19 protein-coding genes are annotated in these 22,010 nt (G+C 68.3%); 10 read left to right on the forward strand and 9 right to left on the reverse strand.

Annotated features, from left to right (window positions below; genetic code table 11):
• Positions 1-3: 3 nt before the first annotated feature.
• Positions 4-825, reverse strand: coding sequence for a hypothetical protein (locus tag OG788_RS29015; protein ID WP_356750561.1), 822 nt, complete (start codon positions 823-825; stop codon positions 4-6).
• Positions 826-871: 46 nt separating this feature from the next.
• Positions 872-1,195 (reverse strand): hypothetical protein, encoded by a 324-nt coding sequence (locus tag OG788_RS29020; protein ID WP_406374362.1) that lies wholly within the window; start codon positions 1,193-1,195, stop codon positions 872-874.
• 489 nt (positions 1,196-1,684) lie between these two features.
• On the opposite strand from OG788_RS29020, the gene OG788_RS29025 reads away from it, so the two are divergent.
• From OG788_RS29025 to OG788_RS29055, 7 genes are all read left to right on the forward strand, one after another.
• Positions 1,685-4,030: an ABC transporter family substrate-binding protein gene (locus OG788_RS29025; protein WP_406374363.1), complete on the forward strand. Its 2,346-nt coding sequence runs from the start codon at positions 1,685-1,687 to the stop codon at positions 4,028-4,030.
• A 180-nt stretch (positions 4,031-4,210) separates the two neighbouring features.
• Entirely contained in the window at positions 4,211-6,118 is a 1,908-nt protein-coding gene (gene typA / locus OG788_RS29030) for a translational GTPase TypA (protein ID WP_351548841.1), read from the forward strand.
• 572 nt (positions 6,119-6,690) lie between these two features.
• A complete protein-coding gene (locus OG788_RS29035) occupies positions 6,691-7,719 on the forward strand; it encodes an ABC transporter permease (RefSeq protein WP_351548838.1) in 1,029 nt (342 codons plus the stop codon).
• Positions 7,720-7,830: 111 nt separating this feature from the next.
• The gene (locus OG788_RS29040) at positions 7,831-9,627 is read left to right on the forward strand and encodes an ABC transporter substrate-binding protein (RefSeq protein ID WP_351548835.1); all 1,797 of its coding nucleotides are present in this window, start codon (positions 7,831-7,833) and stop codon (positions 9,625-9,627) included.
• Between the two features lie 81 nt (positions 9,628-9,708).
• Positions 9,709-10,686 carry an ABC transporter permease gene (locus tag OG788_RS29045; protein ID WP_351548832.1) on the forward strand — a complete coding sequence of 326 codons (978 nt, stop codon included), beginning with the start codon at positions 9,709-9,711 and terminating at the stop codon, positions 10,684-10,686.
• A 28-nt stretch (positions 10,687-10,714) separates the two neighbouring features.
• Positions 10,715-11,779 carry an ABC transporter ATP-binding protein gene (locus OG788_RS29050; protein ID WP_356750570.1) on the forward strand — a complete coding sequence of 355 codons (1,065 nt, stop codon included), beginning with the start codon at positions 10,715-10,717 and terminating at the stop codon, positions 11,777-11,779.
• 35 nt (positions 11,780-11,814) lie between these two features.
• Positions 11,815-12,909, forward strand: a complete 1,095-nt coding sequence (locus OG788_RS29055; protein WP_406376877.1) for an ABC transporter ATP-binding protein — start codon at positions 11,815-11,817, stop codon at positions 12,907-12,909.
• A gap of 170 nt (positions 12,910-13,079) precedes the next feature.
• Here OG788_RS29055 and OG788_RS29060 read toward each other — a convergent pair whose 3' ends face one another.
• Positions 13,080-13,814, reverse strand: coding sequence for a class I SAM-dependent methyltransferase (locus OG788_RS29060; protein ID WP_406374364.1), 735 nt, complete (start codon positions 13,812-13,814; stop codon positions 13,080-13,082).
• 149 nt (positions 13,815-13,963) lie between these two features.
• On the opposite strand from OG788_RS29060, the gene OG788_RS29065 reads away from it, so the two are divergent.
• The gene (locus OG788_RS29065) at positions 13,964-14,356 is read left to right on the forward strand and encodes a VOC family protein (protein WP_406374365.1); all 393 of its coding nucleotides are present in this window, start codon (positions 13,964-13,966) and stop codon (positions 14,354-14,356) included.
• Here OG788_RS29065 and OG788_RS29070 read toward each other — a convergent pair.
• The gene (locus tag OG788_RS29070; RefSeq protein WP_406374366.1) at positions 14,346-14,615 is read right to left on the reverse strand and encodes a hypothetical protein; all 270 of its coding nucleotides are present in this window, start codon (positions 14,613-14,615) and stop codon (positions 14,346-14,348) included. The genes OG788_RS29065 and OG788_RS29070 overlap by 11 nt on opposite strands.
• A 66-nt stretch (positions 14,616-14,681) precedes the next feature.
• Here OG788_RS29070 and OG788_RS29075 point away from each other — a divergent pair, with 66 nt between their 5' ends.
• Positions 14,682-15,194 carry a DinB family protein gene (locus OG788_RS29075; protein ID WP_406374367.1) on the forward strand — a complete coding sequence of 171 codons (513 nt, stop codon included), beginning with the start codon at positions 14,682-14,684 and terminating at the stop codon, positions 15,192-15,194.
• An 18-nt stretch (positions 15,195-15,212) separates the two neighbouring features.
• Positions 15,213-15,590, forward strand: coding sequence for a VOC family protein (locus OG788_RS29080; RefSeq protein ID WP_406374368.1), 378 nt, complete (start codon positions 15,213-15,215; stop codon positions 15,588-15,590).
• A 171-nt stretch (positions 15,591-15,761) separates the two neighbouring features.
• Here OG788_RS29080 and OG788_RS29085 read toward each other — a convergent pair whose 3' ends face one another.
• The 5 genes from OG788_RS29085 to OG788_RS29105 form a co-directional block, all read right to left on the reverse strand.
• The gene (locus OG788_RS29085) at positions 15,762-16,808 is read right to left on the reverse strand and encodes an ABC transporter ATP-binding protein (protein ID WP_406374369.1); all 1,047 of its coding nucleotides are present in this window, start codon (positions 16,806-16,808) and stop codon (positions 15,762-15,764) included.
• 26 nt (positions 16,809-16,834) lie between these two features.
• Positions 16,835-17,872: an ABC transporter ATP-binding protein gene (locus OG788_RS29090; RefSeq protein ID WP_406374370.1), complete on the reverse strand. Its 1,038-nt coding sequence runs from the start codon at positions 17,870-17,872 to the stop codon at positions 16,835-16,837.
• Positions 17,873-17,944: 72 nt separating this feature from the next.
• Positions 17,945-18,925, reverse strand: coding sequence for an ABC transporter permease (locus OG788_RS29095; protein WP_356750585.1), 981 nt, complete (start codon positions 18,923-18,925; stop codon positions 17,945-17,947).
• A gap of 135 nt (positions 18,926-19,060) precedes the next feature.
• Complete coding sequence (locus OG788_RS29100; protein ID WP_406374371.1) at positions 19,061-20,824, reverse strand: ABC transporter substrate-binding protein; 1,764 nt, start codon at positions 20,822-20,824, stop codon at positions 19,061-19,063.
• A gap of 77 nt (positions 20,825-20,901) precedes the next feature.
• A complete protein-coding gene (locus OG788_RS29105) occupies positions 20,902-21,930 on the reverse strand; it encodes an ABC transporter permease (protein WP_356750589.1) in 1,029 nt (342 codons plus the stop codon).
• Positions 21,931-22,010: the final 80 nt, after the last annotated feature.

Raw genomic sequence — 22,010 nt, forward strand, 5'->3', positions numbered from 1 at the left:
AATCTAGAAGAAGCGCGGATCGTCGAAGGCGCCGGACGCGACCAGGTACACGTAGAAGTCGGCGAGCGCCACGCTCACCAACGACGCCCAGGCCAGCAGCATGTGACGGGCGTTCAGCTTCCCGACCCACTGCCACATCCGGTAGCGCACGGGATGTTTGGAGAAGTGCTTGAGCTTCCCGCCCACGATGTGCCGGCAGGAGTGGCAGGAGAGGGTGTACGCCCAGATCAGCGTGATGTTGACCAGGAACACCAGCGTGCCGAGGCCCATGTGGCCCCAGTTGTAGTGCTCGTCGCGGAAGGAGAGCACGGTGTCGTACGTGAGGATGCCCGCGACGACGAGGGCCGCGTAGAAGAAGTACCGGTGGATGTTCTGCAGGATCAGCGGGAAGCGGGTCTCGCCGGTGTACTTCTTGTGCGGCTCGGCCACCGCGCAGGCCGGCGGGCTCGCCCAGAAGCCCCGGTAGTAGGCCTTGCGGTAGTAGTAGCAGGTCAGCCGGAAACCGAGCGGGAAGATCAGGATGATGATCGCGGGGGAGATGCCCCACCAGCTCCCGAACAGATCCGTGTTCGGCCCGGCGCGCATGGTTTCGCACCGCTCCGCCAGACAGGGCGAGTAGAACGGCGAGACGTACGGCGCCGCGTAGTAGTGCGTGTCCGAGAAGGCCCGCCAGGTCGAGTACACGACGAAGGCCAGCAACCCGGCCGCGGTGGCGGCGGGCGCCAGCCACCAGCGGTCGGTCCGCAGATGCGGGGCGGCGATCGCGGCGCGCGTACCGGTTCGTACACCGCCGCTGTTCAGATGGGGTTCCGTACCAGTGGCCAACTTCGCACTCCGGTCGGGTTCGGGGGCGCGCCGGTGTCGAGGGCGCTCAGTGGGAGGGACCGTGGTGCGCGCCGAGACCCTCGTCGTCGGAATCGGTCCACAGGGAGCTGTCGTAGGGGGTGTCGGAGATGGACACCAGATCCGGCCGCCGGCCGGACGCGGGTCCCGCCGGTCCGGACGCGGCCGGGAGCCGGGAGGAGCCCGCGGTGGCCTCGCGCAGCAGCGCGACGCTCTCGCGCAGGTGGTCGGCGTCGGCGCGCACGCGGCGCATCTCCAGACCGGCGCCCATCTGCTGTTCCAGGCGCCGCACCGACCGCTGCAGATCGTCGAGGCAGCGCTGGACTGACGTCAGGTCGTCGTGCACGGACATGACTTGCCCTCACTTCCGCGGGCCCTGCGGCCCCAGGCGGCAACGTTCATGCGCCTGCGAGTGTTGCGCGTCACACGTACCCCTGTGAAGGCGTGTGCACGGATTGAGGGCTCGCACGCTCCAGAACGCGCCTCGCGCGCCGTCCGTTTTCCCGGCGCGCCGTCCGTCCTCGCCGCGCGCCGTCGGTTCTCCCCGTGCGCCCGGAGCGGCGCGGGGAAAGCGCGCGACGGGGCCCCACGTGGCCACGGGCGCGGCACGGCGGCCGCATCACAGGCCCGGCAAGGGCGCGGCGCGGGCCGGGCCCCGGGTGAGAGGCCCCGGATTGCGCCGCACGGGTGGGGTTCCGGATGTCCGTCGCCGTGTCGCCGCTTCCGTCCGGCCGCGCTCCCCTTCAGTGGGGCCATACATCAGATCAGCTCCATATACGGCCAAACGTGATCGGCAGCAGACCTGCCCCACGCAGCGGAGCGTCCCCCGGAGGTTGCAGTGATGTCCCACGACGGCGTCGGACTGCGCGCGGTGATGCGCTCGGCCGCATTCCTCACCGCGGGCGTGCTCGCGGTACCCGCCCTGGCCGCGTGCAGCGCGGAGGACGAGGCGGACAGGCCCGCGGCAGCGCAGGACTTCGCGCCCGCGTCCCGTGACCAGATCGCCGACGGCGGCACCCTGCGCTGGGCCGTGGACGCCGTACCGGAGACGCTGAACGCGTTCCAGGCGGACGCCGACGCCGGGACCTCCCGTGTCGCCGGCGCCGTACTGCCGTCGATGTACCGGCTCGACGCGAACGGGCGGCCGCAGATCAACCCCGACTACCTGGAATCGGCGAAGGTCGTCGACACCGAGCCCAAGCAGGTCGTGCTGTACAAGCTCAACCAGCAGGCCGTGTGGAGCGACGGACGCGAGATCGGGGCCGCCGACTTCGCCGCCCAGTGGCGTGCCCTGTCCGGCAAGGACTCCGCGTACTGGACGGCCCGCAACGCCGGCTACGACCGCATCGAGAAGATCGAGCGGGGCAAGAACAACCTGGAGGTCCGCGTCACGTTCCGCCGGCCCTATGCCGACTGGAAGGCGCTGTTCTCGCCGCTGTACCCGAAGGACGTCATGGGGACCGCGGACTCCTTCAACGACGGCGCGCGACGCAAGCTCAAGGTCACCGCGGGGCCCTTCGCGGTGAAGAAGGTCGACCGCAAGGCCGGCAAGGTCAGCCTCACGCGCAATCCGCGCTGGTGGGGCCGCCCCGGCAAGCTCGCCGAGATCGACCTGGTGGCCGTCGCCCGTGACAAGCGGGCCACCGCGCTCGCCGACGGCAAGCTCGATCTGGCCGAGATCGATCCCGCGGAGGCCGAGCGCATCACCCTCGCCGCCCGGCACAAGGACGGTGCCCCGTTGCAGGGGGCCTCCGCGCCGGAGGGGACGCACACGGCGGGTGCCAAGGGCGAGAAGGACAAGTCCTCGGAGACGAAGGACAAGTCCTCGGAGAAGAGCGAGAAGAGCGAGAAGAGCGAGAAGAGCAAGGCCGCGGAGGAGGACGGGAAGGCCCGGGCGGACGAGAGCGAGGGCGAGGACGAGGGGGAGAAGAGCGAGAAGGACACGGCAGGCGCGAAGGGCAGCGAGGCAAAGGCCAAGGAGGCCCGCCGGCAGTCGGCGCTGAGCGACTTCGTGGTCCGCAAGTCCCTCGAACCCGCCTTCACCCAGCTCGCCCTCAACGGCTCCGAGGGCCCCCTCGCCGACGAACGCGTCCGTCGCGCGGTGGCCCGCGCCCTGGACCGCAAGGAACTCGCCCGGATCGTCCTCCAGCCGCTCGGCCTGCCCGCCGAGCCGGTCGGCAGCCATCTCGCCCTCATCGGCCAGGAGGCGTACGCCGACAACAGCGGCGCCCTCGGCGACCAGGACACCGCCGAGGCACGGGCGCTGCTCGCGGACGCCGGGTGGGTGCCGGGCGGGCCGGTCAAGGAGCAGAAGAAGACCGAGAAGGCGGCCGGGTCCAAGGGCAGGAAGGGGGACACCGACGACAGCCCGGGCGACGGCGGGACGTACATCGTCGGTGAGGACGACAAGCCGTCCGAGGCCGACCGGGAGCTGCGACAGGACCCCAGGGAACACACCGGGAAGCAGGAGCAGCAGGCCGGCGCGAGGTCGGGCACGCACACGGACGAGCAGGCCGCCAGGCAGCTGGACAGCAAGCAGTACGCCAAGCAGGGCGGGGTTCCGGGGGCGTACGCGCCCAAGGGGACGGCCGCTCCGGCGGGCGCGGCGGCCAATGCCCTCGCCAAGGACGGCAAGCCGCTGTCGCTCCGCTTCGTCCTGCCCTCCGGGCCGGGCTCGGAGTCGCTGCGCGCCGTCGCCGACCGGATCGCGCGGACGCTCCGGGGCATCGGTATCCGTACGGACATCTCGAAGGTCTCCGACGAGAGCTATTTCACGGACCACATCGCCTCGGGCCAGTACGACCTGGCGCTCTACTCGTGGCCCGCCTCCGCCTTCCCGGCCACCGACGCCCGCCCGATCTACGCCAAGCCCGTTCCGGCGGCCGACGGATCGCTGAGTGTCGAGCAGAACTACACCCGCGTCGGCACCGACCAGGTCGACCAACTGTTCGATCAGGCTCTGTCCACCCTGGACGCGGACGAGGAGCGCTCCCTCGTCCGCAAGGCGGACGCCCGCATCTGGGCCGCGGCCGGCTCCATCCCCCTGTACCAGCGACCCCAGCTCACGGCGGCGCGCAAGGACGTCGTGAACGCCGGAGCCTTCGGTTTCCAGACCCCGGTGTACGAGGACATGGGCTTCCTGAAGAAGGGTGCGCACCCCTCGGCGAGCCCGTCGAAGAGCGGGTGACCCTCGGGTGAACGGCCGGGGCCCGCCTCGTGGCGGGCCCCCGCCGACTCGGGGCCGCGTGGCCCTGCGGAGGCCGCCTCCGTCCGGGCCACGTACCATGGGGTAAGGCCGTGGCGTGTTCAGCCCGGCAGGCCCCGCGCTGCGGAGGCCGTCCACTCACTCCGGGAGAAGCGCCTCAATATGGCCACGCGCCACGACATCCGCAACGTCGCCATCGTCGCCCACGTCGACCACGGCAAGACCACTCTGGTCGACGCCATGCTCAAGCAGGCCGGTGCCTTCGCCGCGCACGCCGCCGAGTCGCTCGACGACCGCATGATGGATTCGAACGACCTGGAACGTGAGAAGGGCATCACGATCCTGGCGAAGAACACGGCGGTCAAGTACCACCCGAAGGATGGCGGCGACGTCATCACGATCAACATCATCGACACCCCCGGCCACGCCGACTTCGGTGGTGAGGTCGAGCGCGGTCTGTCGATGGTGGACGCGGTCGTCCTGCTCGTCGACGCCTCCGAGGGCCCGCTGCCCCAGACGCGCTTCGTGCTGCGCAAGGCGCTGCAGGCCCGCCTGCCCGTCATCCTGTGCATCAACAAGACGGACCGCCCCGACTCGCGCATCGACGAGGTCGTGAACGAGGCGTACGACCTCTTCCTCGACCTGGACGCCGACGAGGAGCAGATCGAGTTCCCGATCGTCTACGCGTGTGCGCGTGACGGCGTGGCCTCGCTGACCAAGCCGGAGGACGGCACCGTCCCGGCCGACAGCGACAGCCTGGAGCCGTTCTTCACCACGATCCTGGAGTCCGTCCCGGCCCCGTCCTTCGACGAGTCCGCGCCGCTCCAGGCCCACGTGACCAACCTGGACGCCGACAACTTCCTCGGCCGTATCGCGCTGCTCCGCGTCGAGCAGGGCGAGCTGCGCAAGGGCCAGACCGTCACGTGGATCAAGCGCGACGGCACGATGTCCAACGTGCGCATCACCGAGCTGCTGATGACCGAGGCGCTCACCCGTAAGCCCGCCGAGGTGGCCGGCCCCGGTGACATCTGCGCCGTCGCCGGTATCCCGGACATCATGATCGGCGAGACCCTCGCCGACCCCGAGAACCCGATCGCGCTGCCGCTGATCACGGTCGACGAGCCGGCGATCTCCATGACCATCGGCACGAACACCTCGCCGCTGGTCGGCCGCGGTGGCACGGGCAAGGGCGCGGAGGCCAAGTCCGCGGTCAAGGACCGCAAGGTCACCGCCCGCCAGGTCAAGGACCGCCTCGACCGCGAACTGGTCGGTAACGTCTCCCTCCGTGTGCTCGACACCGAGCGCCCGGACGCCTGGGAGGTCCAGGGCCGTGGTGAGCTCGCGCTCGCCATCCTGGTCGAGCAGATGCGCCGCGAGGGCTTCGAGCTGACCATCGGCAAGCCGCAGGTCGTCACCCAGGTCATCGACGGCAAGGTCCACGAGCCGGTCGAGCGCATGACGATCGACGTCCCCGAGGAGCACATGGGCGCGGTCACGCAGCTCATGGGCGTCCGCAAGGGCCGCATGGACAACATGTCGAACCACGGCTCCGGCTGGGTCCGCCTGGAGTTCGTCGTCCCGTCCCGCGGCCTCATCGGCTTCCGGACCGAGTTCCTGACCGGTACGCGCGGTACGGGCATCGCCCACTCCATCCACGAGGGCCACGAGCCGTGGTTCGGCACGCTGACGACCCGTAACAACGGTTCGCTGGTCGCCGACCGCGCGGGCGCCGTCACCGCGTTTGCGATGACGAACCTCCAGGAGCGCGGTGTGCTGTTCACCGACCCCGGCACCGAGGTGTACGAGGGCATGATCGTCGGCGAGAACTCGCGCGCCGACGACATGGACGTGAACATCACCAAGGAGAAGAAGCTCACCAACATGCGGTCCGCCGCCGCCGACTCGTTCGAGGCGATCGTCCCGCCGCGCAAGCTCTCCCTGGAGCAGTCCCTCGAGTTCTGCCGCGACGACGAGTGCGTCGAGGTGACCCCGGAGGCCGTTCGCATCCGCAAGGTCGTTCTCGACCAGAAGGAGCGCGGTCGCTCCGCCAGCCGCGCCAAGCACGGCTGATCCACCGGCCTGGCCGGCTGATTCACCGGCAACCGAGCCCGGGTGCCCCCAAGCATGGGGGAACCCGGGCTTTTTGCAACCCGTTTTCCGCCCTTCCATGTCCGAAATGCGGAGCCTCCCGACCGATAGGCATGTAACACGTCCGTTTCGCGGGCTTCTCCCGCAGATCATTTTGTCCAGATTTTGGAAGATGTACGCGCCAGCTGTGATGGAACCGAGACCTAAAGGCTGTGGTCGGTTATCTGGCTCATGTCAGATAGTTAGCCGCGTAACGCTCGGGTCAATGGGTCATGCGCTGTGGGGACAGTGCCGACTCACGAGCACAGTGGGGTGTTTGATCCTCCGTCAGGGGTGTCGGAGGTCAATCAGAAGCCCCTCCTGTCCGTGCAACGGTTGAGTCATGAGGAGGCACCAGATGCCAACTACGCGTGTTCATCTGCGAGTTGTCGCAATAAGCGCTCTGGCGCGCAGCGACCGCTAGGCATACGTCTCTCCTGATCCGCATGGTCCGAACGCGGCTGCCCTACCCTGTGGCGGCCGTGGACTCGGCGCACCCATGAAATGGACGAATCATGACGAGTCCGATCGAGATCGAGGGCGCGGAAGCCTCCCCCCAGGTCGACGAACCGGCCGCAAAGAAATCTTCCGACGCGTCGGGAAAGCTGGAGGGCCGATCGCCCGGCCAGCTGATGTGGCGCCGGTTCAAACGCGACCGCAGCGGTGTCGTCTCCGCGTACATCGTGATCTTCTTCTTCCTGATCGCCGCGCTCGCTCCGCTGATCTCGAAGCTCTACGGCAAGGACCCGTACACCCTGTACGGGCAGGACGACCCCACGCTCCTGAACGACTTCAACATGCCGGCGGGCCCCAACGGCGGCATCACGTCGGAGCACTGGTTCGGGATCGAACCCACCCTCGGGCGCGATGTGTTCATGCAGCTCCTGTACGGCATGCGCACCTCGCTGTTCACGGCGCTCGCGGCCACGGTCGCGATGGTGATCATGGGGGTGCTGATCGGCCTGGTCGGCGGCTACTTCGGCGGCAAGGTCGACTACTGGCTCGGCCGGCTCACGGACTTCCTGCTCGCGTTCCCGCAGCAGCTGTTCATGATCGCGTCGATGCCCGTGATCACCGCGGTGTTCGTCGCCCCCGACGAGGAGACGCCCACCTACATCCACGCGCTCGCGATCATCGGAGTGCTGTGGTTCCTCGGCTGGATGGGCCTCGCCCGGCTGATCCGGGCGGTCGCCCTCTCGCTGCGTGAGCGGGAGTTCGTCGAGGCCGCGAGGGTCGCGGGCGCCTCTCCCTGGCGGATCATCCGCAAGGAACTGCTGCCGAACCTCGTCACACCGATCCTGGTGCAGGGCACGTACATGCTGCCGAGCACCATCCTGTCGGTCGCGTTTCTCTCATTCGTCGGCGTCGGCTACACCGAACCGACCCCCGACTGGGGCCGGATGTTCGCCATCGGGTCGGACATCTACGAACTGGACCCGGTCTACATGTTCTTCCCGGGTGTCGCCATGGTCGTTTTCGTCGTGGCGTTCAACCTCCTCGGTGACTCGGTCCGGGACGCATTCGATCCCAAGACGGGCCGCTGACCCGAGCGCGGTAGGCCGCTGCCACCCGGGAGCCGGCACGACCGGCCGTGCACTGTCAGGCAGCACCAGTGGATCACTGATCACAACTCACAGGCAGGTGGACTCGACTCCATGAGCATCCTCAGTTCCCGCAGAGGGCGGACCGCCGTCGTCGCGGTCGCGGCCGGCGCCCTGGCGCTGGCAGGCTGCAGCAGCAATGACAGCGGCAACGGCAACGGCAAGAGCAAGGGCAAGAAGGAAGCCGCGGCCCAGTCCGCGGCGGTGAAGATGGGCACCGCGGCGGACTCGACGGGTCCCGCCGAGGAGGTCACGGGCGCCAAGCCCGGCGGCACCATCCAGGTCTACGAGGAGGACGACTTCTCGCACCTCGACCCGGGCCAGATCTACGTCAGCGACGCCGGCCTGCTCTCCAAGCTCATCTTCCGCGGTCTGACCACCTACAAGGAGGACGACAAGGGCGGTCTCACCGTCGTCGGCGACCTCGCGACCGACCCGGGCAAGCTCTCGGACGGCGGCAAGACCTGGACGTACACGCTGAAGGACGGCATCAAGGACGAGAACGGTCATGTGATCGACTCGGCCGACATCCGGCACACCTTCGAGCGGCTCTACGACCCGCTGATCACGGACGGCCCGTCGTTCATCCAGCAGTGGCTGTCCGGCACGGGCACCGCCTACCGCAAGGCCTACGCGGGTCCGTTCAAGGGCAAGCACCTCCCGGACACCGTCCTCGCGACCCCGGACGACAAGACGATCGTCTTCCACTTCAAGGAGGCGCAGCCCGACCTGCCGCAGGCCCTGGCCATGGCCGGTTACTCCGTCGTCCCCGAGAAGACGGACACCAAGGCGAAGTACGACACCAAGCCGGTCGCCGTCGGCCCGTACAAGATCTCGGAGTTCAAGGCCGGCAAGAGCGTCAAGCTGGTCAAGAACGCCAACTGGGACCCGAAGTCGGACGCCATGCGTCACCAGTACGTCGACGGGTTCAACATCGAGATCAACCACGACGACGAGGACCAGACCAAGACGATCCTCGCCGACCGCGGCGACGCCAAGAACTCCATCATGATGACCGGCCAGGTCGCCACGACCCAGGTCCAGAAGGTCGTCTCCAACCCCGCGGCCATGAAGCGCACGATCCAGGGCTACGCCCCGTACGTGTGGCAGATGAACTTCAACATGGACCGCATCAAGGACAAGAAGCTCCGCGACGCGATCACCTACGCGATGCCGTCCACCGCGATGTACAAGACGGACGGCGGCGCGTACGGCGGCGAGGTCGCCAACAGCCTGATGTCGCCCACCACTCCGGGCTACCAGAAGGACTACGACCCCTTCGACCGGTCCAAGAAGCCCAACGGTGACATCGAGAAGGCCAAGAAGCTGATCGAGGAAGCCGGCGCCAAGGGCAAGAAGATCGTCTACGCCTACGCCAACACCCCGGTCCGCCAGCAGCAGGCCGTCCTCGTCGAGAACGCCCTGGGCAAGATCGGCCTGGACGTCCAGAAGAAGGAGATCGACGCCGCCACCTGGTACGAGCAGGTCGGCAAGGTCCAGAACGGCTTCGACATCTACATGACCGGCTGGGGCCAGGACTGGCCCTCCGCCGCCACCGTCTTCCCGCCGCTGTACGACGGCAAGCAGATCCAGGACGGTGCGTCGAACTACGCGCACATCAACGACGACCACGTGAACTCCGAGATCCAGCGGATCCTGAAGATCACCGACACCGCCGAGGCCACCAAGGCCTGGACCGCGCTCAACCAGTACATCAGCGAGAAGATCAACCCGGCCGCGCCGATCTACTACACCAAGACGTTCCAGATCGCCGGTACCAACGTGGGTGGCCTGCGCTACTCCACGGTGACCAGCTACACCGACCCGACCCGGGTCTTCCTCAAGAGCTGACGACCCTCCCGGGGCGCACTGCGCGCAGTGCGCCCCGGGCGCTCCTGTCCCTGGCCGCCGTCCTGAGAGCAGCGTTCCGCCATGCTTCGATTCCTCCTTCGCCGGACGTTCGGCGCGGTGCTCATCCTTCTGCTGATCAGCGCCTTCACGTTCTTCATGTACTACGCGATCCCCCAGGACCCGGCCACGCTCGCGTGCGGCAAGAACTGCACCCCGGACGCGCTGGCGATCATCCACAAGAACCTGGGGCTCGACCAGCCGATCCCGGTGCAGTACTGGAAGTTCCTCGTCGGCATCTTCGCCGGACGCGACTTCGCGGTGGGCCATTGCCCGGCCCCCTGTTTCGGCGTCTCCTTCCGCGACCAGCAGATGGTCTGGGACACGATCATGGACCGCTTCCCGCTGACGCTGTCCCTCACGATCGGTGGCCTGATCGTCTTCCTCATCGTCGGCCTCGGCACCGGCATGATCGCCGCCCGCTACCGGGGAACCTGGCTCGACAAGGTCTTCAGCTCCCTCTCGCTCGTGCTGAGCTCGTTCCAGATCTACTTCCTCGGCCCGATCGTTCTCGGCATCTTCGTCTACAGCACCGGCTGGCTCGACAAGCCCAAGTACGTGCCGATCTCGGAGAATCCGGGCCAGTGGTTCATGGGCCTGCTGATCCCCTGGATCGTCATGTCCGTGATCTTCACCGCCAACTACACACGTATGGCGCGCTCGACGATGATCGAGCAGCTCCAGGAGGAGCATGTGCGCGCCGCCCGCGCGAAGGGCATGGCCGGCCGGTACGTCTTCTTCCGGTACGCCTGGCGCGGCTCCCTCATTCCCATCCTCACCATTCTCGGCATGGACCTCTCCGCCCTCCTCGGCGGTGCCGTGGTCACCGAGTTCACCTTCGGACTCGCCGGAATCGGCCGGCTGGCGGTGGAATCCGTCGTCGGCAAGGACCTGCCGAAGCTCATGGGCGTGATGCTCTTCAGCGCCGCGTTCATCCTTCTGCTCAACGTCATCGTGGACGCCCTGTACGCCGTGATCGACCCCCGCGTACGTCTGTCGTAGTGCCTGTCGCGCCCTGGGAGAAACCGCAGTGACCACACTCACCAAGCCGGAGGACGCCCCGGCTCCCACCGGATCCGACGCGTTCCTGTCGGTCCGCGATCTGCATGTGCGGTTCTCCACGGAGGACGGCGTCGTCAAAGCGGTCGACGGCCTCTCCTTCGACCTCGAACGCGGTACGACGCTCGGCATCGTCGGCGAGTCCGGGTCCGGGAAGTCCGTCACCAACCTGACCGTCCTCGGTCTGCACAGCCCGCTGAACACGCAGATCGAGGGCGAGATCGTCCTCGACGGCAAGGAACTCGTCACCGCCACCGAGGCCGAGCTGGAACGGCTGCGCGGCAACAAGATGGCGATGATCTTCCAGGACGCGCTGACCGCCCTGTCGCCGTACCACACCGTGGGGCGGCAGATCGGCGAGCCGTTCCGCAAGCACACCGGGGCCTCCAAGAGGGAGGCGAGGGACCGGGCCATCGAGATGCTGGGGAAGGTCGGCATCCCGCACCCCAAACAGCGTGTGGACGACTACCCCCACCAGTTCTCGGGCGGTATGCGGCAGCGCGCGATGATCGCGATGTCCCTCGTCTGCAACCCGGACCTGCTGATCGCCGACGAGCCGACCACCGCCCTGGACGTGACCGTCCAGGCGCAGATCCTCGACCTCCTCAAGGACCTCCAGCAGGAGTTCGGCTCCGCGATCATCATGATCACCCATGACCTCGGTGTGGTCGCGAACATGGCCGACGACCTGCTCGTCATGTACGCCGGCCGGGCCGTGGAACGCGGCACCGTCCGCGAGGTGCTCAAGGCGCCCCAACACCCCTACACCTGGGGTCTCCTGGGGTCCATGCCGCGCCTGACGGCGGACGTCGACGAGCCGCTCACGCCCATCCCGGGCGCGCCTCCTTCGCTGCTCAACCCGCCCTCGGGGTGCCCGTTCCATCCGCGGTGCACCTTCCGGAACGAGGTCGAGGGCTCCGACCGGTGTGTGGACGTCCGGCCCGAACTGCCCACGGGACGCGGCGCGGCCTGCCATCTGACCCTGGATCAAAAGAGCCGCATCTTCACCGAGACGATCCGACCCAGGCTGGGCTGAGGGGACTGACTGTGAGCGACGAGAAAACCACGGTCGTGGCCGACCCGATCCCCGCTCAGCGGGACGGGCACCCGGCCGAACCGCTGCTGCGGGTGCGTGACCTGAAGAAGTACTTCCCGGTGAAGGGCGGCTTCCCGATCCGCCGCACGGTCGGCGCCGTACAGGCCGTCGACGGCGTGTCCTTCGACGTCTTCCCCGGTGAGAGTCTCGGCCTGGTCGGCGAGTCGGGCTGCGGGAAGTCCACCACGGGACGGCTGCTGACCCGGCTCATGGAGCCGACGGAGGGCACGATCTCGTACCGCGGGAAGGACATCACCCGCTCCACCCGGCGCCAGCTGGCACCGATCCGCTCCGAGATCCAGATGATCTTCCAGGACCCGTACGCCTCGCTGAACCCGAGGCAGACGGTCGGCACGATCATCTCCTCCCCGATGGAGATCAACGGCGTCAATCCGCCCGGCGGCCGTGAGGCCCGGGTGCGCGAGCTGCTGGAGACGGTCGGCCTCAACCCGGAACACTACAACCGCTTCCCGCACGAGTTCTCCGGCGGTCAGCGCCAGCGCATCGGTGTGGCGCGGGCGTTGGCGCTCTCGCCGAAGCTGATCGTGGCCGACGAGCCGGTCTCGGCCCTCGACGTCTCCATCCAGGCGCAGGTCGTGAACCTGCTCCAGGAGGTCCAGCGGGAGATGGGCATCGCGTTCGTCTTCATCGCCCACGACCTGGCGATCGTGCGGCACTTCTCGCAGCGCGTCGCGGTCATGTACCTCGGCAAGATCGTCGAGATCGCCGACCGCGCGTCGCTGTACACCGGGCCGCGGCACCCCTACACCCACGCCCTGATGTCGGCCGTCCCCGACGCGGACATCGACGCCGAGAAGAAGGAACGCATCCGCCTGCAGGGCGATGTGCCGTCCCCCATCTCGCCGCCGTCGGGCTGCCGCTTCCGCACCCGCTGCTGGAAGGCGCAGGACAAGTGCGCGCAGGAGGAGCCCCCGCTCGTCCAGCTGTCGGGCAACGCCGACGGCCACTTGACGGCCTGCCACTTCCCGGAGGACCCGACCATCGAGGCGCGGGCGGAGGACATCGTGCTGGACCCGGCGCTGGCGGCGCTGGAGAAGGGCGACGACTAGAACGACCCGCGGTACGGGCCCACGCGCACGGTCTGCCGTGCGGGTGGGCCCGTCGCGTCGGCCCGCGCTCCCGGGTCCGCCACCCCGCCGGTGCGCGGGCCTGTCCGTTCAGGCGGGCCCGCTGCCGCGGGGTGCGTGCCCGCTGCCGCGGTGCGGGCCCGCACTCCGCGTCAAGCCGGGCCGGCGACGGTGATGATCTCGGGGGCGGTGGGGGAGAGCGGCTCCCGTCCCCAGTCCCCGTACTGCTCGCGCACGACGAATCCGGCCTCGCCGAGGAACCCGCCCAAGGCCTCCGCCGCCAGGAACCTCAGAGTGCTGCGACTGACTCGCGGCCGCTCCCAGCGCGGGTGCTCGAACGTCTCGCTGAACGTCACGCGGTCCCCGAGCACCGGCGTCTCGACCTCGTGCCGGACCCGTACGGCATCCCCGTGCGCGTCGCTCACGACCCTCGCCCGCTCGGGCCTCCAGGCCTCCCACGGCCGGACGGCGGGATTGCGCGTCTCGAAGACGAACCGGCCGCCGTCGGCGAGAGCCTGGCGTACGGCGGCCAGCGCGGAGCGCACCTCCTCGTCGTGGACGAGCACCTGAAACGCGTGTCCGGTCATCACGACGAGGTCGAACTCCCGCTCCCAGCGCGCCGATCCGAGATCCCCGAGCACCCACTCGCCGGCGGTCCGCCGGCGCGCCTGCACCAGCATGGCCGCGGCGGGATCGAGCCCGCACAACCGCCCCTCGTGACCGGCCTCCCGGGCCCGTGCCAGCAGCCGCCCCGTCCCGCACCCGACGTCGAGCACGGACCGCGCGGACATCACCAGGTCCAGGTAGAAGTCGTCGCTCGGACCCCATGGATTCAGCGTGTCGTACAGGGCGGCGAGAGAGACATCACTGAACGAACGATCAGCCATCGCAGCAGTCTCTCAGCCCGCGGCGCCGCTCGAACCGCTGATCGGTAAGGAATCGGTCGAGCAAGTGCGAGAAAAAGGTGACAGGTTGAACGAACCGAACAGGAGCCCGGGACGAGGGCTCCGGCACCGCTCGCGAGAATCGGGACGAGATGCTGCATCACATCGAGCTGTGGGTGCCTGACCTGGGGCGGGCGGTGCGCTCCTGGGGCTGGCTGCTGGAGCGGCTCGGGTACGTGCCGTACCAGGACTGGCCGGACGGCCGGAGCTGGCGGCTGGGGGACACCTACCTCGTGTTCGAGCAGTCCCCGGCCCTGACCGGGGACCGTCACGACCGGCTGCGCCCCGGGCTCAACCACCTCGCCTTCCGCATCGAGAGCCGAGCCGAGCTCGACACCCTGGTCGAGGAGGCACCCGGCTTCGGCTGGACACTCCTGTTCCCGGAACGTCATCCCTACGCGGGCGGCCCCGAGCACTGCGCCGCCTACCTGGAGAACACCGACGGCTTCGAGGCCGAGATCGTGGTCAAGGGAGTCAGCGGATGATCCGGCCGCGGAGCATGATGCGCCGGGGGTGGCGGAGGACGGCGGGTTCCTCGCGGGGGTCCGCGTCGTAGACCGTGATGTCGGCCGGGGCGCCCTCGGCCACCGCGGGCAGGCCGAGGAAGGCACGGGCGGTCCGACTGGCCGCGCCGACCGCGGTCCCGGTTCCGGAGGCCGCGTACGACTCCGTCGGGCAGCACGGTTCCGCGCAGGTGGGAGGCCATGGCGCGACAGTCCGGCGGTGGCCGGCGTTCCCGGGCAAGTGGCCCTGCCCGGGGCGCCGTTAATCGCTCGACACCGGACGGGCCGACCGGGATGCTTCATCCCGATGACTTCACAGACACGAACGGACACGCCTTCCGCGTGGGACGAGCGCACCCAGCTGACCACCTTCCTCGACTACGCCCGCGCCACCGCCCGCGCCAAGTGCGAGGGTGTCTCGGCGGAGGACGCCGTCAAGGCCCCGCTGCCCGGGTCCCCTCTGATGACCCTCAGCGGGCTCATCAACCACCTGCGCTGGGTCGAGTACTACTGGTTCCAGGTGGTCTTCCTGGGCGAGGAGGACGAGGGGCCCTGGACGGACGAGGACCCTGACCGCGAGATGCGCATCGCCGTCGACGTCCCGCTGCCCCAGCTCCTCGAGGAGTACGAGGAACAGAGCGCCCGTTACCGCAAGTTGGTGGCCGGGAACGACCTCGACACCAAGGCCGAGCGCACGGGCGGCGGCGGCCGTCGGGTCGACCTCCGCTGGATCGTCCTCCACCTCGTCGAGGAGACGTCCCGCCACAACGGTCACCTCGACATCCTGCGCGAACTGGCCGACGGCCGGACGGGCGACTAGACCATGGGAGACGCAGGGGTGTCGAACCTCACCATCCGCACCATCACCTTCGACTGCACCGGTGACCCGTACGATCTCGGGCTGTTCTGGAGCGAGTTGCTGGGCCGCCCGCTCGCCGACGACGACAAGCCCGGTGACCCGGAGGCGGTGATCGTGGACCCGTCGGGTGGTCCGACCCTTCTGTTCGTGCGCGTCGAGGAGGGCAAGACGGCCAAGAACCGCGTCCACCTCGACCTGCAGCCGCACGGCCGCACCCGGGCCGCGGAGGTCGAGCGGGCGGTGGCCCTCGGCGCCCGCCGGTTCGCGGACCACACCCGCCCGGACGGCGGCGGCTGGGTCGTCCTCACGGACCCCGAGGGCAACGAATTCTGTGTGGAGCGCGGGGAATTGGGTTAACGGGAGATCCTGGGGCCGACGCCGCCGCCCCTTTCCCGGACCGGCAACGGCGAAGGCCCGCACCCGAGAGGGTGCGGGCCTTCGTTCCCCTGAAACTGACGTTCATGGGCTCGGGTCAATGGGCCGGTGAAAGTCGGTTCCGGAAGGGGGCGGCTGACGAAAAGGGGTGTGTCAGACCGCCGCCTCGGGGTCCTTGGCGAGACGCTGGGCCGGGATGGTCTCCCGCGTCTCCGGGTAGTGGCACGCCGTCAGGTGGCCGTCGCTGCTGCCCGAGATCTGCACCAGCGGCGGAGCCTCGGTCGCGCACTTGTCCGTCGCCTTCCAGCAACGGGTGCGGAAACGGCAGCCCGACGGCGGGTTGAGCGGGGACGGCACGTCACCGGTGAGCAGGATGCGCTCGCGGGCCGGGACGTCGTCCGCGGTGGCCTCGGGAACGGCGGACATCAGCGCACGCGTGTACGGGTGCCGCGGGTTGTCGTACAGGTCCTCGCGGTTGGCGATCTCGACGATCTTGCCGAGGTACATCACCGCGACGCGCTGCGAGAAGTGCCGCACGATCGCGAGGTCGTGGGCGATGAACAGGAACGCGATGCCCAGGTCCCGCTGGAGGTCCTGGAGCAGGTTCACGACCTGCGCCTGGATGGAGACGTCGAGGGCCGAGACCGGCTCGTCCGCCACGATCAGCTTCGGCTCCAGGGCCAGCGCGCGGGCCACGCCGATGCGCTGGCGCTGACCGCCGGAGAACTCGTGCGGGAAGCGGTTGAAGTGCTCGGGGTTGAGGCCGACCGTCTCCAGGAGTTCGCGGACGCGCTTCTCCTGGCCGCCGGGCGGGTTGATCCCGTTGATCTCCATCGGGCCCGCGATGATCTTGCCGACCGTCTGCCGCGGGTTCAGCGAGGCGTACGGGTCCTGGAAGATCATCTGGATCTCGGAGCGGACCGGCGCCAGCTGCTTGCGGTTGGCGTGCGTGATGTCCTGGCCGCGATAGTTGATCTTGCCGCCGGTGGGCTCGAGCAGGCGCGTGATCAGCCGGCCCGTCGTCGACTTGCCACAGCCGGACTCGCCGACCAGGCCGAGGCTCTCGCCCTCGGCGACCTGGAAGTCGAGACCGTCCACGGCCTGGACCGCGCCGATCTTCCGCTTGAAGGGGAAGCCGCCCATCACCGGGAAGTGCTTGGTCAGTCCGGTGACGTCCAGGAGGGGGTTCGTGTTGCTCATGATCGTGAAGTCCCGTCTCAGTTACGTCAGTGCGACCGGGTCGCGGCGTAGTCGGCGAAGAAGTCGCGGCGCTGGTCCGCCGTGAGGTGGCAGGCGGCCCCGCGCCCGTCCGTGACCTGGAGCGGCGGCTGCTCGGTGGAGCAGAGACCGCCCGCGATCTTCTCCGTGAAGGTGCACCGCGGGTGGAAGCGGCAGCCGGTCGGCGGGTTGAGGAGGGAGGGCGGCGAGCCGGGGATGGGCGACAGAGGCACGTCGACCGGTCCGTCCAGGCTCGGCATCGAGCCCAGCAGGCCCCAGGTGTAGGGGTGCTGCGGCTCGCGCAGCACCTCCTTCTTGGTGCCCCGCTCCACGCACCGGCCGCCGTACATCACCAGCACGTCGTCCGCGATGTCGGCGATGACGCCGAGGTCGTGGGTGATGAAGATGATCGCCGTGCCGAACTCCTGCTGGAGGTCCTTGAGCAGGTCCATGATCTGGGCCTGCACGGTCACGTCGAGCGCCGTGGTCGGCTCGTCCGCGATCAGCAGCTCGGGGTCGCAGACCAGGGCCATCGCGATCATCGCGCGCTGGCGCATACCGCCGGAGAACTGGTGCGGGTAGTCGTCCACGCGGACGTCCGGCTGCGGGATGCCGACACGCTTGAGCATCTCGATCGCCCGCGCCCGGGCCTCCTTCTTGGAGGCCCCGGTGTGCTTGCGGTACGTCTCACCGATCTGCTTGCCGATGGTGTGGTACGGCGACAGCGAGGCCAGCGCGTCCTGGAAGATCATCGCCATCTTGTTGCCGCGCAGCCGCTCGAGCTCCCGCTCGGAGGCGGTCAGCAGCTCCTTGCCGTCGAGCAGGATCTCGCCGTCGATGGCGGTGCGGTCGCGGTCGTGCAGGCCGAGGATCGTCAGGTTCGTGACGGACTTGCCCGAGCCCGACTCGCCCACGATGCCGAGCGTCTTGCCCTTGGCCAGGTCGAAGGTGAGACCGTCGACGGCCTTGACGACGCCGTCTTCGGTGGAGAAGTGGACCTTCAGATCCCTGACGGACAGGAAGGGCTGCTGATCGGTGCTCGTCACGGGGACGCTCCTGGGGGGTGATGCGAGGGGTAGCTTGCGGGTCGGCGGGTGGACGGCGGCGGGGCGCCGGGGTCAGGCGAGCCGGATCCGCGGGTCGATGAAGGCGTAGACGGCGTCCACGATGATGTTGAAGAAGACGATCGCCCCGGACGCGACCATGGTCACGGCCAGCAGCATCGGCAGGTCGTTCGCCTCGACGGCGCTCACGGCGAGCTTGCCGATGCCCTGGAGGCTGAAGACCGACTCGGTGATGATGGCGCCGCCGATCAGGGTGCCCAGGTCGATGCCGAAGATCGTGACGATCGGGCCCATCGCTCCGCGCCAGGCGAAGCGGAAGAACACGGAGCGCCGGGACAGTCCCTTGGCGCGCGCCGTCCGCACGTAGTCCTCGCTGAGCTGCTCCACCAGCTGGGAGCGCGTCATACGGGTGTAGTTGGCGGTGAAGATGATGGACAGCGTCAGCCAGGGCAGCAGCAGACCACTGGCCCAGGCGGCCGGGTTGTCGGTGAACGGCGTGTACGACGGCTGCTCGAGGATGCCGAGCTGCTGGACCAGGAAGTACATCGCGATGTAGCCGACGAAGTAGATCTGCAGCGACGAGCCGATCAGCGAGAACGAGCTGGCGATCTTGTCGGCCGCCTTGCCCTGCTTGACCGCGGCGATCATGCCGGAGCCCACACCGAGGATGAGGAAGAAGACCGAGGCGCCGAGCGCGAGGGAGATCGTCGTCGGCATCCGGTCCATGATCGTGCCGAGGACGGGCTCGCGGTTGGTGAAGGAGAAGCCGAGGCAGGGAGCGTTGCAGTTGCCCAGGCCACCGTAGTCACGGCCGGCGAAGATGCCCACCAGCCAGTGCCAGTACTGCACCGGCAGCGGGTCGGCGATCCCGAGGTTCACCCTGACCTGCTCCAGGAGGTCCTTGGTGCAGACCTTTCCGCACGCCATACGGGCTGGGTCACGCGGGATCGCGTAGAAGAGCATGAAGGTGACGGCGCTGATGATCAGCAGAATCACAAGTGCGCCGATGACACGGCGGACTAGAAAACGGAACATGTGGCGTGACTTTCCGGACGGGGCGCCGTCGCCGGGGTGTGGGGAGCGTATGAGGGGGGCCGGGGCGGCGGTGGCCGCCGCCCCGGAGGGGGATCACGTCGGGGCCGCGGTGGTCGCCGCGGCCCCGATGCTGGATCAGGCCTTCGCGGCGTAGACCTTGCCCAGCGCGATGCAGGTGTTGCCGGAGTCGTAGATCACGCCGCCGACCTTGGAGCCGTGGAAGTAGTTGCGGATCGGGTTGTAGTCCGGAACCACCGCGGCGGTGCGCATGATCTGCTCGTCGATGTCGCCCCACATGGTGGCGGCCTTCTTCGCGTCGGGCTCGATCGTGGCGGCGGCGATCGCCTTGTCCACGCTCGTGTCCTTCAGCTGCGGCCAGTTGACGCCACCGTCGGCGATCTGGCTGCTGTCGAAGCAGGGCTGGATGACCGCGTAACCGGCCGGCCAGTCCGGGCCCCAGCCGGCGGCGAACATGTCGTACTCGTTGTCGAGCTGGCCGATCTGGCTGTAGAAGGAGGTCTTGTCGACCTGCTTCACGACCGGGGTGAAGCCGGCCTTGGTCAGCGCGGTCTTGATCGCGACGGCCTGCTTGACGGCATTGTCCGACTGCTGCATCGCGACGACGATGCGCTGGCCCGACTTGCCGGCCTCCTTGAGAAGGGACTTGGCCTTCTCGGGGTCACCCATGGGCTTCGTCTTCTTCTCGTAGAGGTCGAAGTCCTTGTGGCCCGGGGTGAGGGGGCTGATGATCGTGGTCGCGGTCGCCGTGGAGAGCGAGCCACCGCGGATCTGCTGGAGCTGCTTCGACGGCCACGCGAAGTTGAGCGCCTGGCGCACCTTGGCGTCGGTGACGCGCTTGGTGTTGATCGCGAAGTAGTAGCAGGTGGTGTCGACCTGGGTCAGGACGCGCTTCTTGAAGGTCGGGTTCGTCAGCACCTTCTGGATGCGCTCGGGGGCGACCTCGTTGAGCAGCGACAGCGTGAACTGGTCGTTGCCCTTGTCGGCGATGTAGCGGTCCGTGGAGGCCAGCGACTGGAAGCCGAACTGGAACTCGAACTTGTCCGGGTACGCGTTGCGCAGCGGGTCCGTCTCGGCCACCCAGTGCGTGTTGCGGACCAGCGACGCCGACTTGCCGATGCTGCGGCTGGCGATCTTGTACGGGCCGCAGGAGAGCGGGTGCTTGTCGTACTTCTCCTTGGTGTCGTGCTTCTTGGGCACGATGGAGAAGCCGCGCATGGCCAGCATGAAGTTGAAGTCGGCGTGGGCCTCCTTCAGCTTGAACGTGATGGTCTTGCCGTCGACCTCGATGGAGTCGAGGTGCTTGCCGCCGTAGGGGCCCTTGTACTTGTCGCCGCCGACGAGCCAGCCCTGCGGGTAACGCGGACCCTGGGTGACGAACGAGGCGAAGAGGCGCTCGAAGGTGTGGCGCACGTCCGCGATGGTGACGTCGGCGCCGTCCTCCCACTTCACGTTGTCCTTCAGCGTGAAGGACCAGGTCTTGCCGCCGTCGGCCACGGTGCCGGCGTCCGTGGCGAGGTCACCCACGAGCGTGGTGCCGCCCTTGGAGTCGACCTTGTAGCCGGTCAGGCCGCGCAGGAACAGGACCGAGCAGGCGCCCTCGTACGAGGAGTAGAGCTGCGCCGGGTCCAGGTGGTCCCAGTCGATCTGGTCCAGCGTGTAGATCGTGCCGCCCTTGACCGCGCCGGGGACCTCGGGGGCCGCACCGGTGGAGTCGGCCTTGGTGCCGACGGCGATGGTGGCGGCCTTGGCCTTGTCCACGGACGGAGCCTTGTTGCTGCTGCTCCCGCCTCCGTTGCCGCTGCTGCAGGCGCTCAGGACCGTGGTGGCACCGGCGGCCACACCAGTGGCTATGAGGAAGTTTCTGCGGGAAAAGGACATGGCTTACCTGCCTAGTGGTGGGTGAGTGAGAGACGGGTAACCAGCCGGACGACTACGACCGGGTCTGGGGGTGGAAGTCAGCGCTTGGACTTCGGGTCGAGTGCGTCGCGGACCGAGTCTCCGAGCAGGTTGAAGGCGAGGACGAAGATGACCATCGAAACGCCCGGGAAGATCATGAAGGTGATGTCTTCCGTGTAGAAGCCGGCACCGCGCTGGATCATGACGCCCCAGTCCGGGGTCGGGTCCTGGATGCCCACGTTGAGGAAGGCGAGGCCCGCCTCGGCCGTGACGTACGCCGGCAGCATGAGGGTGGACTGGATCAGGATCGGCGTCCACAGGTTGGGCAGCAGCTCCTTGAAGACGATGCGGCGCGAGGACGCGCCGGTCACCTTCGCCGCCTCGACGAACTCGCGCTCCCGCAGGCCGAGGACCTGGCCGCGCAGCAGTCGTGCGATGGAGGCCCAGCCGAAGGCGGAGAGGACGAGGATCAGGCAGGTGGCCCGCAGCCAGGTCGGGACATCTTCGTTGAAGGGCACGAAGAGCGCGTAGACCACCGGCATGAAGGCGATGAAGAACAAGGTCGACGGGAACGACAGCAGGATGTCGATGACCCGGCCGACGAAGTAGTCCGTCTTGCCGCCGAGGTATCCCGCGGTGATGCCGATCACCACACCGATCACGGTGGTCAGCAGCGTGGCGGCGGTGGCGATCATCAGCGAGGTGCGGATGCCGTAGAGCAGGAACGTGAAGACGTCGCGGCCCAGCTGGGGCTCGATGCCGAACCAGAAGTTGCCGTCGATGCCGCCGTTGGGCTTCATCGGGAAGGCGAAGTCGTTCAGCAGGCCGTCGGTCTCCTGGCCGTACTGCTCGTACGGGTTCTTCCCGTAGAGCTTCGCTATCAGCGGTGCGCAGATAGCGATCACGAAGAAGAAAATCACCACGTAGGCGGATATGACGCCGGTGCGGTCGCGCTTGAACCGCTTCCAGGCGAGTCGTCCCGGGGAGCGACTCTCCGAGCCCTTGGGGTTGATGGACGGAGCCGGGATCTTGCCGGTCTCGTCGGTCACCTCAAGCGGGGCGGCCGCGGAAGGAGTAGGGGGGGTCATGGTGCTCCAGGCCCGAGGGGGTCAAGGGCTCCGCAGGGCGCTCCCTACGGGCTACGCCGGACTTTTTCAACGCAATTCAT

Source organism: Streptomyces sp. NBC_00647 (assembly GCF_045207245.1).
Taxonomy (GTDB): domain Bacteria; phylum Actinomycetota; class Actinomycetes; order Streptomycetales; family Streptomycetaceae; genus Streptomyces.

Excerpts from the sequence above, each read along its gene's own strand:
- OG788_RS29020 (WP_406374362.1), bottom strand. The coding sequence starts at position 1,195 with ATGTCCGTGCACGACGACCTGACGTCAGTCCAGCGCTGCCTCGACGAT.
- OG788_RS29025 (WP_406374363.1), top strand. The coding sequence starts at position 1,685 with ATGTCCCACGACGGCGTCGGACTGCGCGCGGTGATGCGCTCGGCCGCA.
- typA (WP_351548841.1), top strand. The coding sequence starts at position 4,211 with ATGGCCACGCGCCACGACATCCGCAACGTCGCCATCGTCGCCCACGTC.
- OG788_RS29035 (WP_351548838.1), top strand. The coding sequence starts at position 6,691 with ATGACGAGTCCGATCGAGATCGAGGGCGCGGAAGCCTCCCCCCAGGTC.
- OG788_RS29040 (WP_351548835.1), top strand. The coding sequence starts at position 7,831 with ATGAGCATCCTCAGTTCCCGCAGAGGGCGGACCGCCGTCGTCGCGGTC.
- OG788_RS29045 (WP_351548832.1), top strand. The coding sequence starts at position 9,709 with ATGCTTCGATTCCTCCTTCGCCGGACGTTCGGCGCGGTGCTCATCCTT.
- OG788_RS29060 (WP_406374364.1), bottom strand. The coding sequence starts at position 13,814 with ATGGCTGATCGTTCGTTCAGTGATGTCTCTCTCGCCGCCCTGTACGAC.
- OG788_RS29065 (WP_406374365.1), top strand. The coding sequence starts at position 13,964 with ATGCTGCATCACATCGAGCTGTGGGTGCCTGACCTGGGGCGGGCGGTG.
- OG788_RS29075 (WP_406374367.1), top strand. The coding sequence starts at position 14,682 with ATGACTTCACAGACACGAACGGACACGCCTTCCGCGTGGGACGAGCGC.
- OG788_RS29085 (WP_406374369.1), bottom strand. The coding sequence starts at position 16,808 with ATGAGCAACACGAACCCCCTCCTGGACGTCACCGGACTGACCAAGCAC.
- OG788_RS29095 (WP_356750585.1), bottom strand. The coding sequence starts at position 18,925 with ATGTTCCGTTTTCTAGTCCGCCGTGTCATCGGCGCACTTGTGATTCTG.
- OG788_RS29100 (WP_406374371.1), bottom strand. The coding sequence starts at position 20,824 with ATGTCCTTTTCCCGCAGAAACTTCCTCATAGCCACTGGTGTGGCCGCC.
- OG788_RS29105 (WP_356750589.1), bottom strand. The coding sequence starts at position 21,930 with ATGACCCCCCCTACTCCTTCCGCGGCCGCCCCGCTTGAGGTGACCGAC.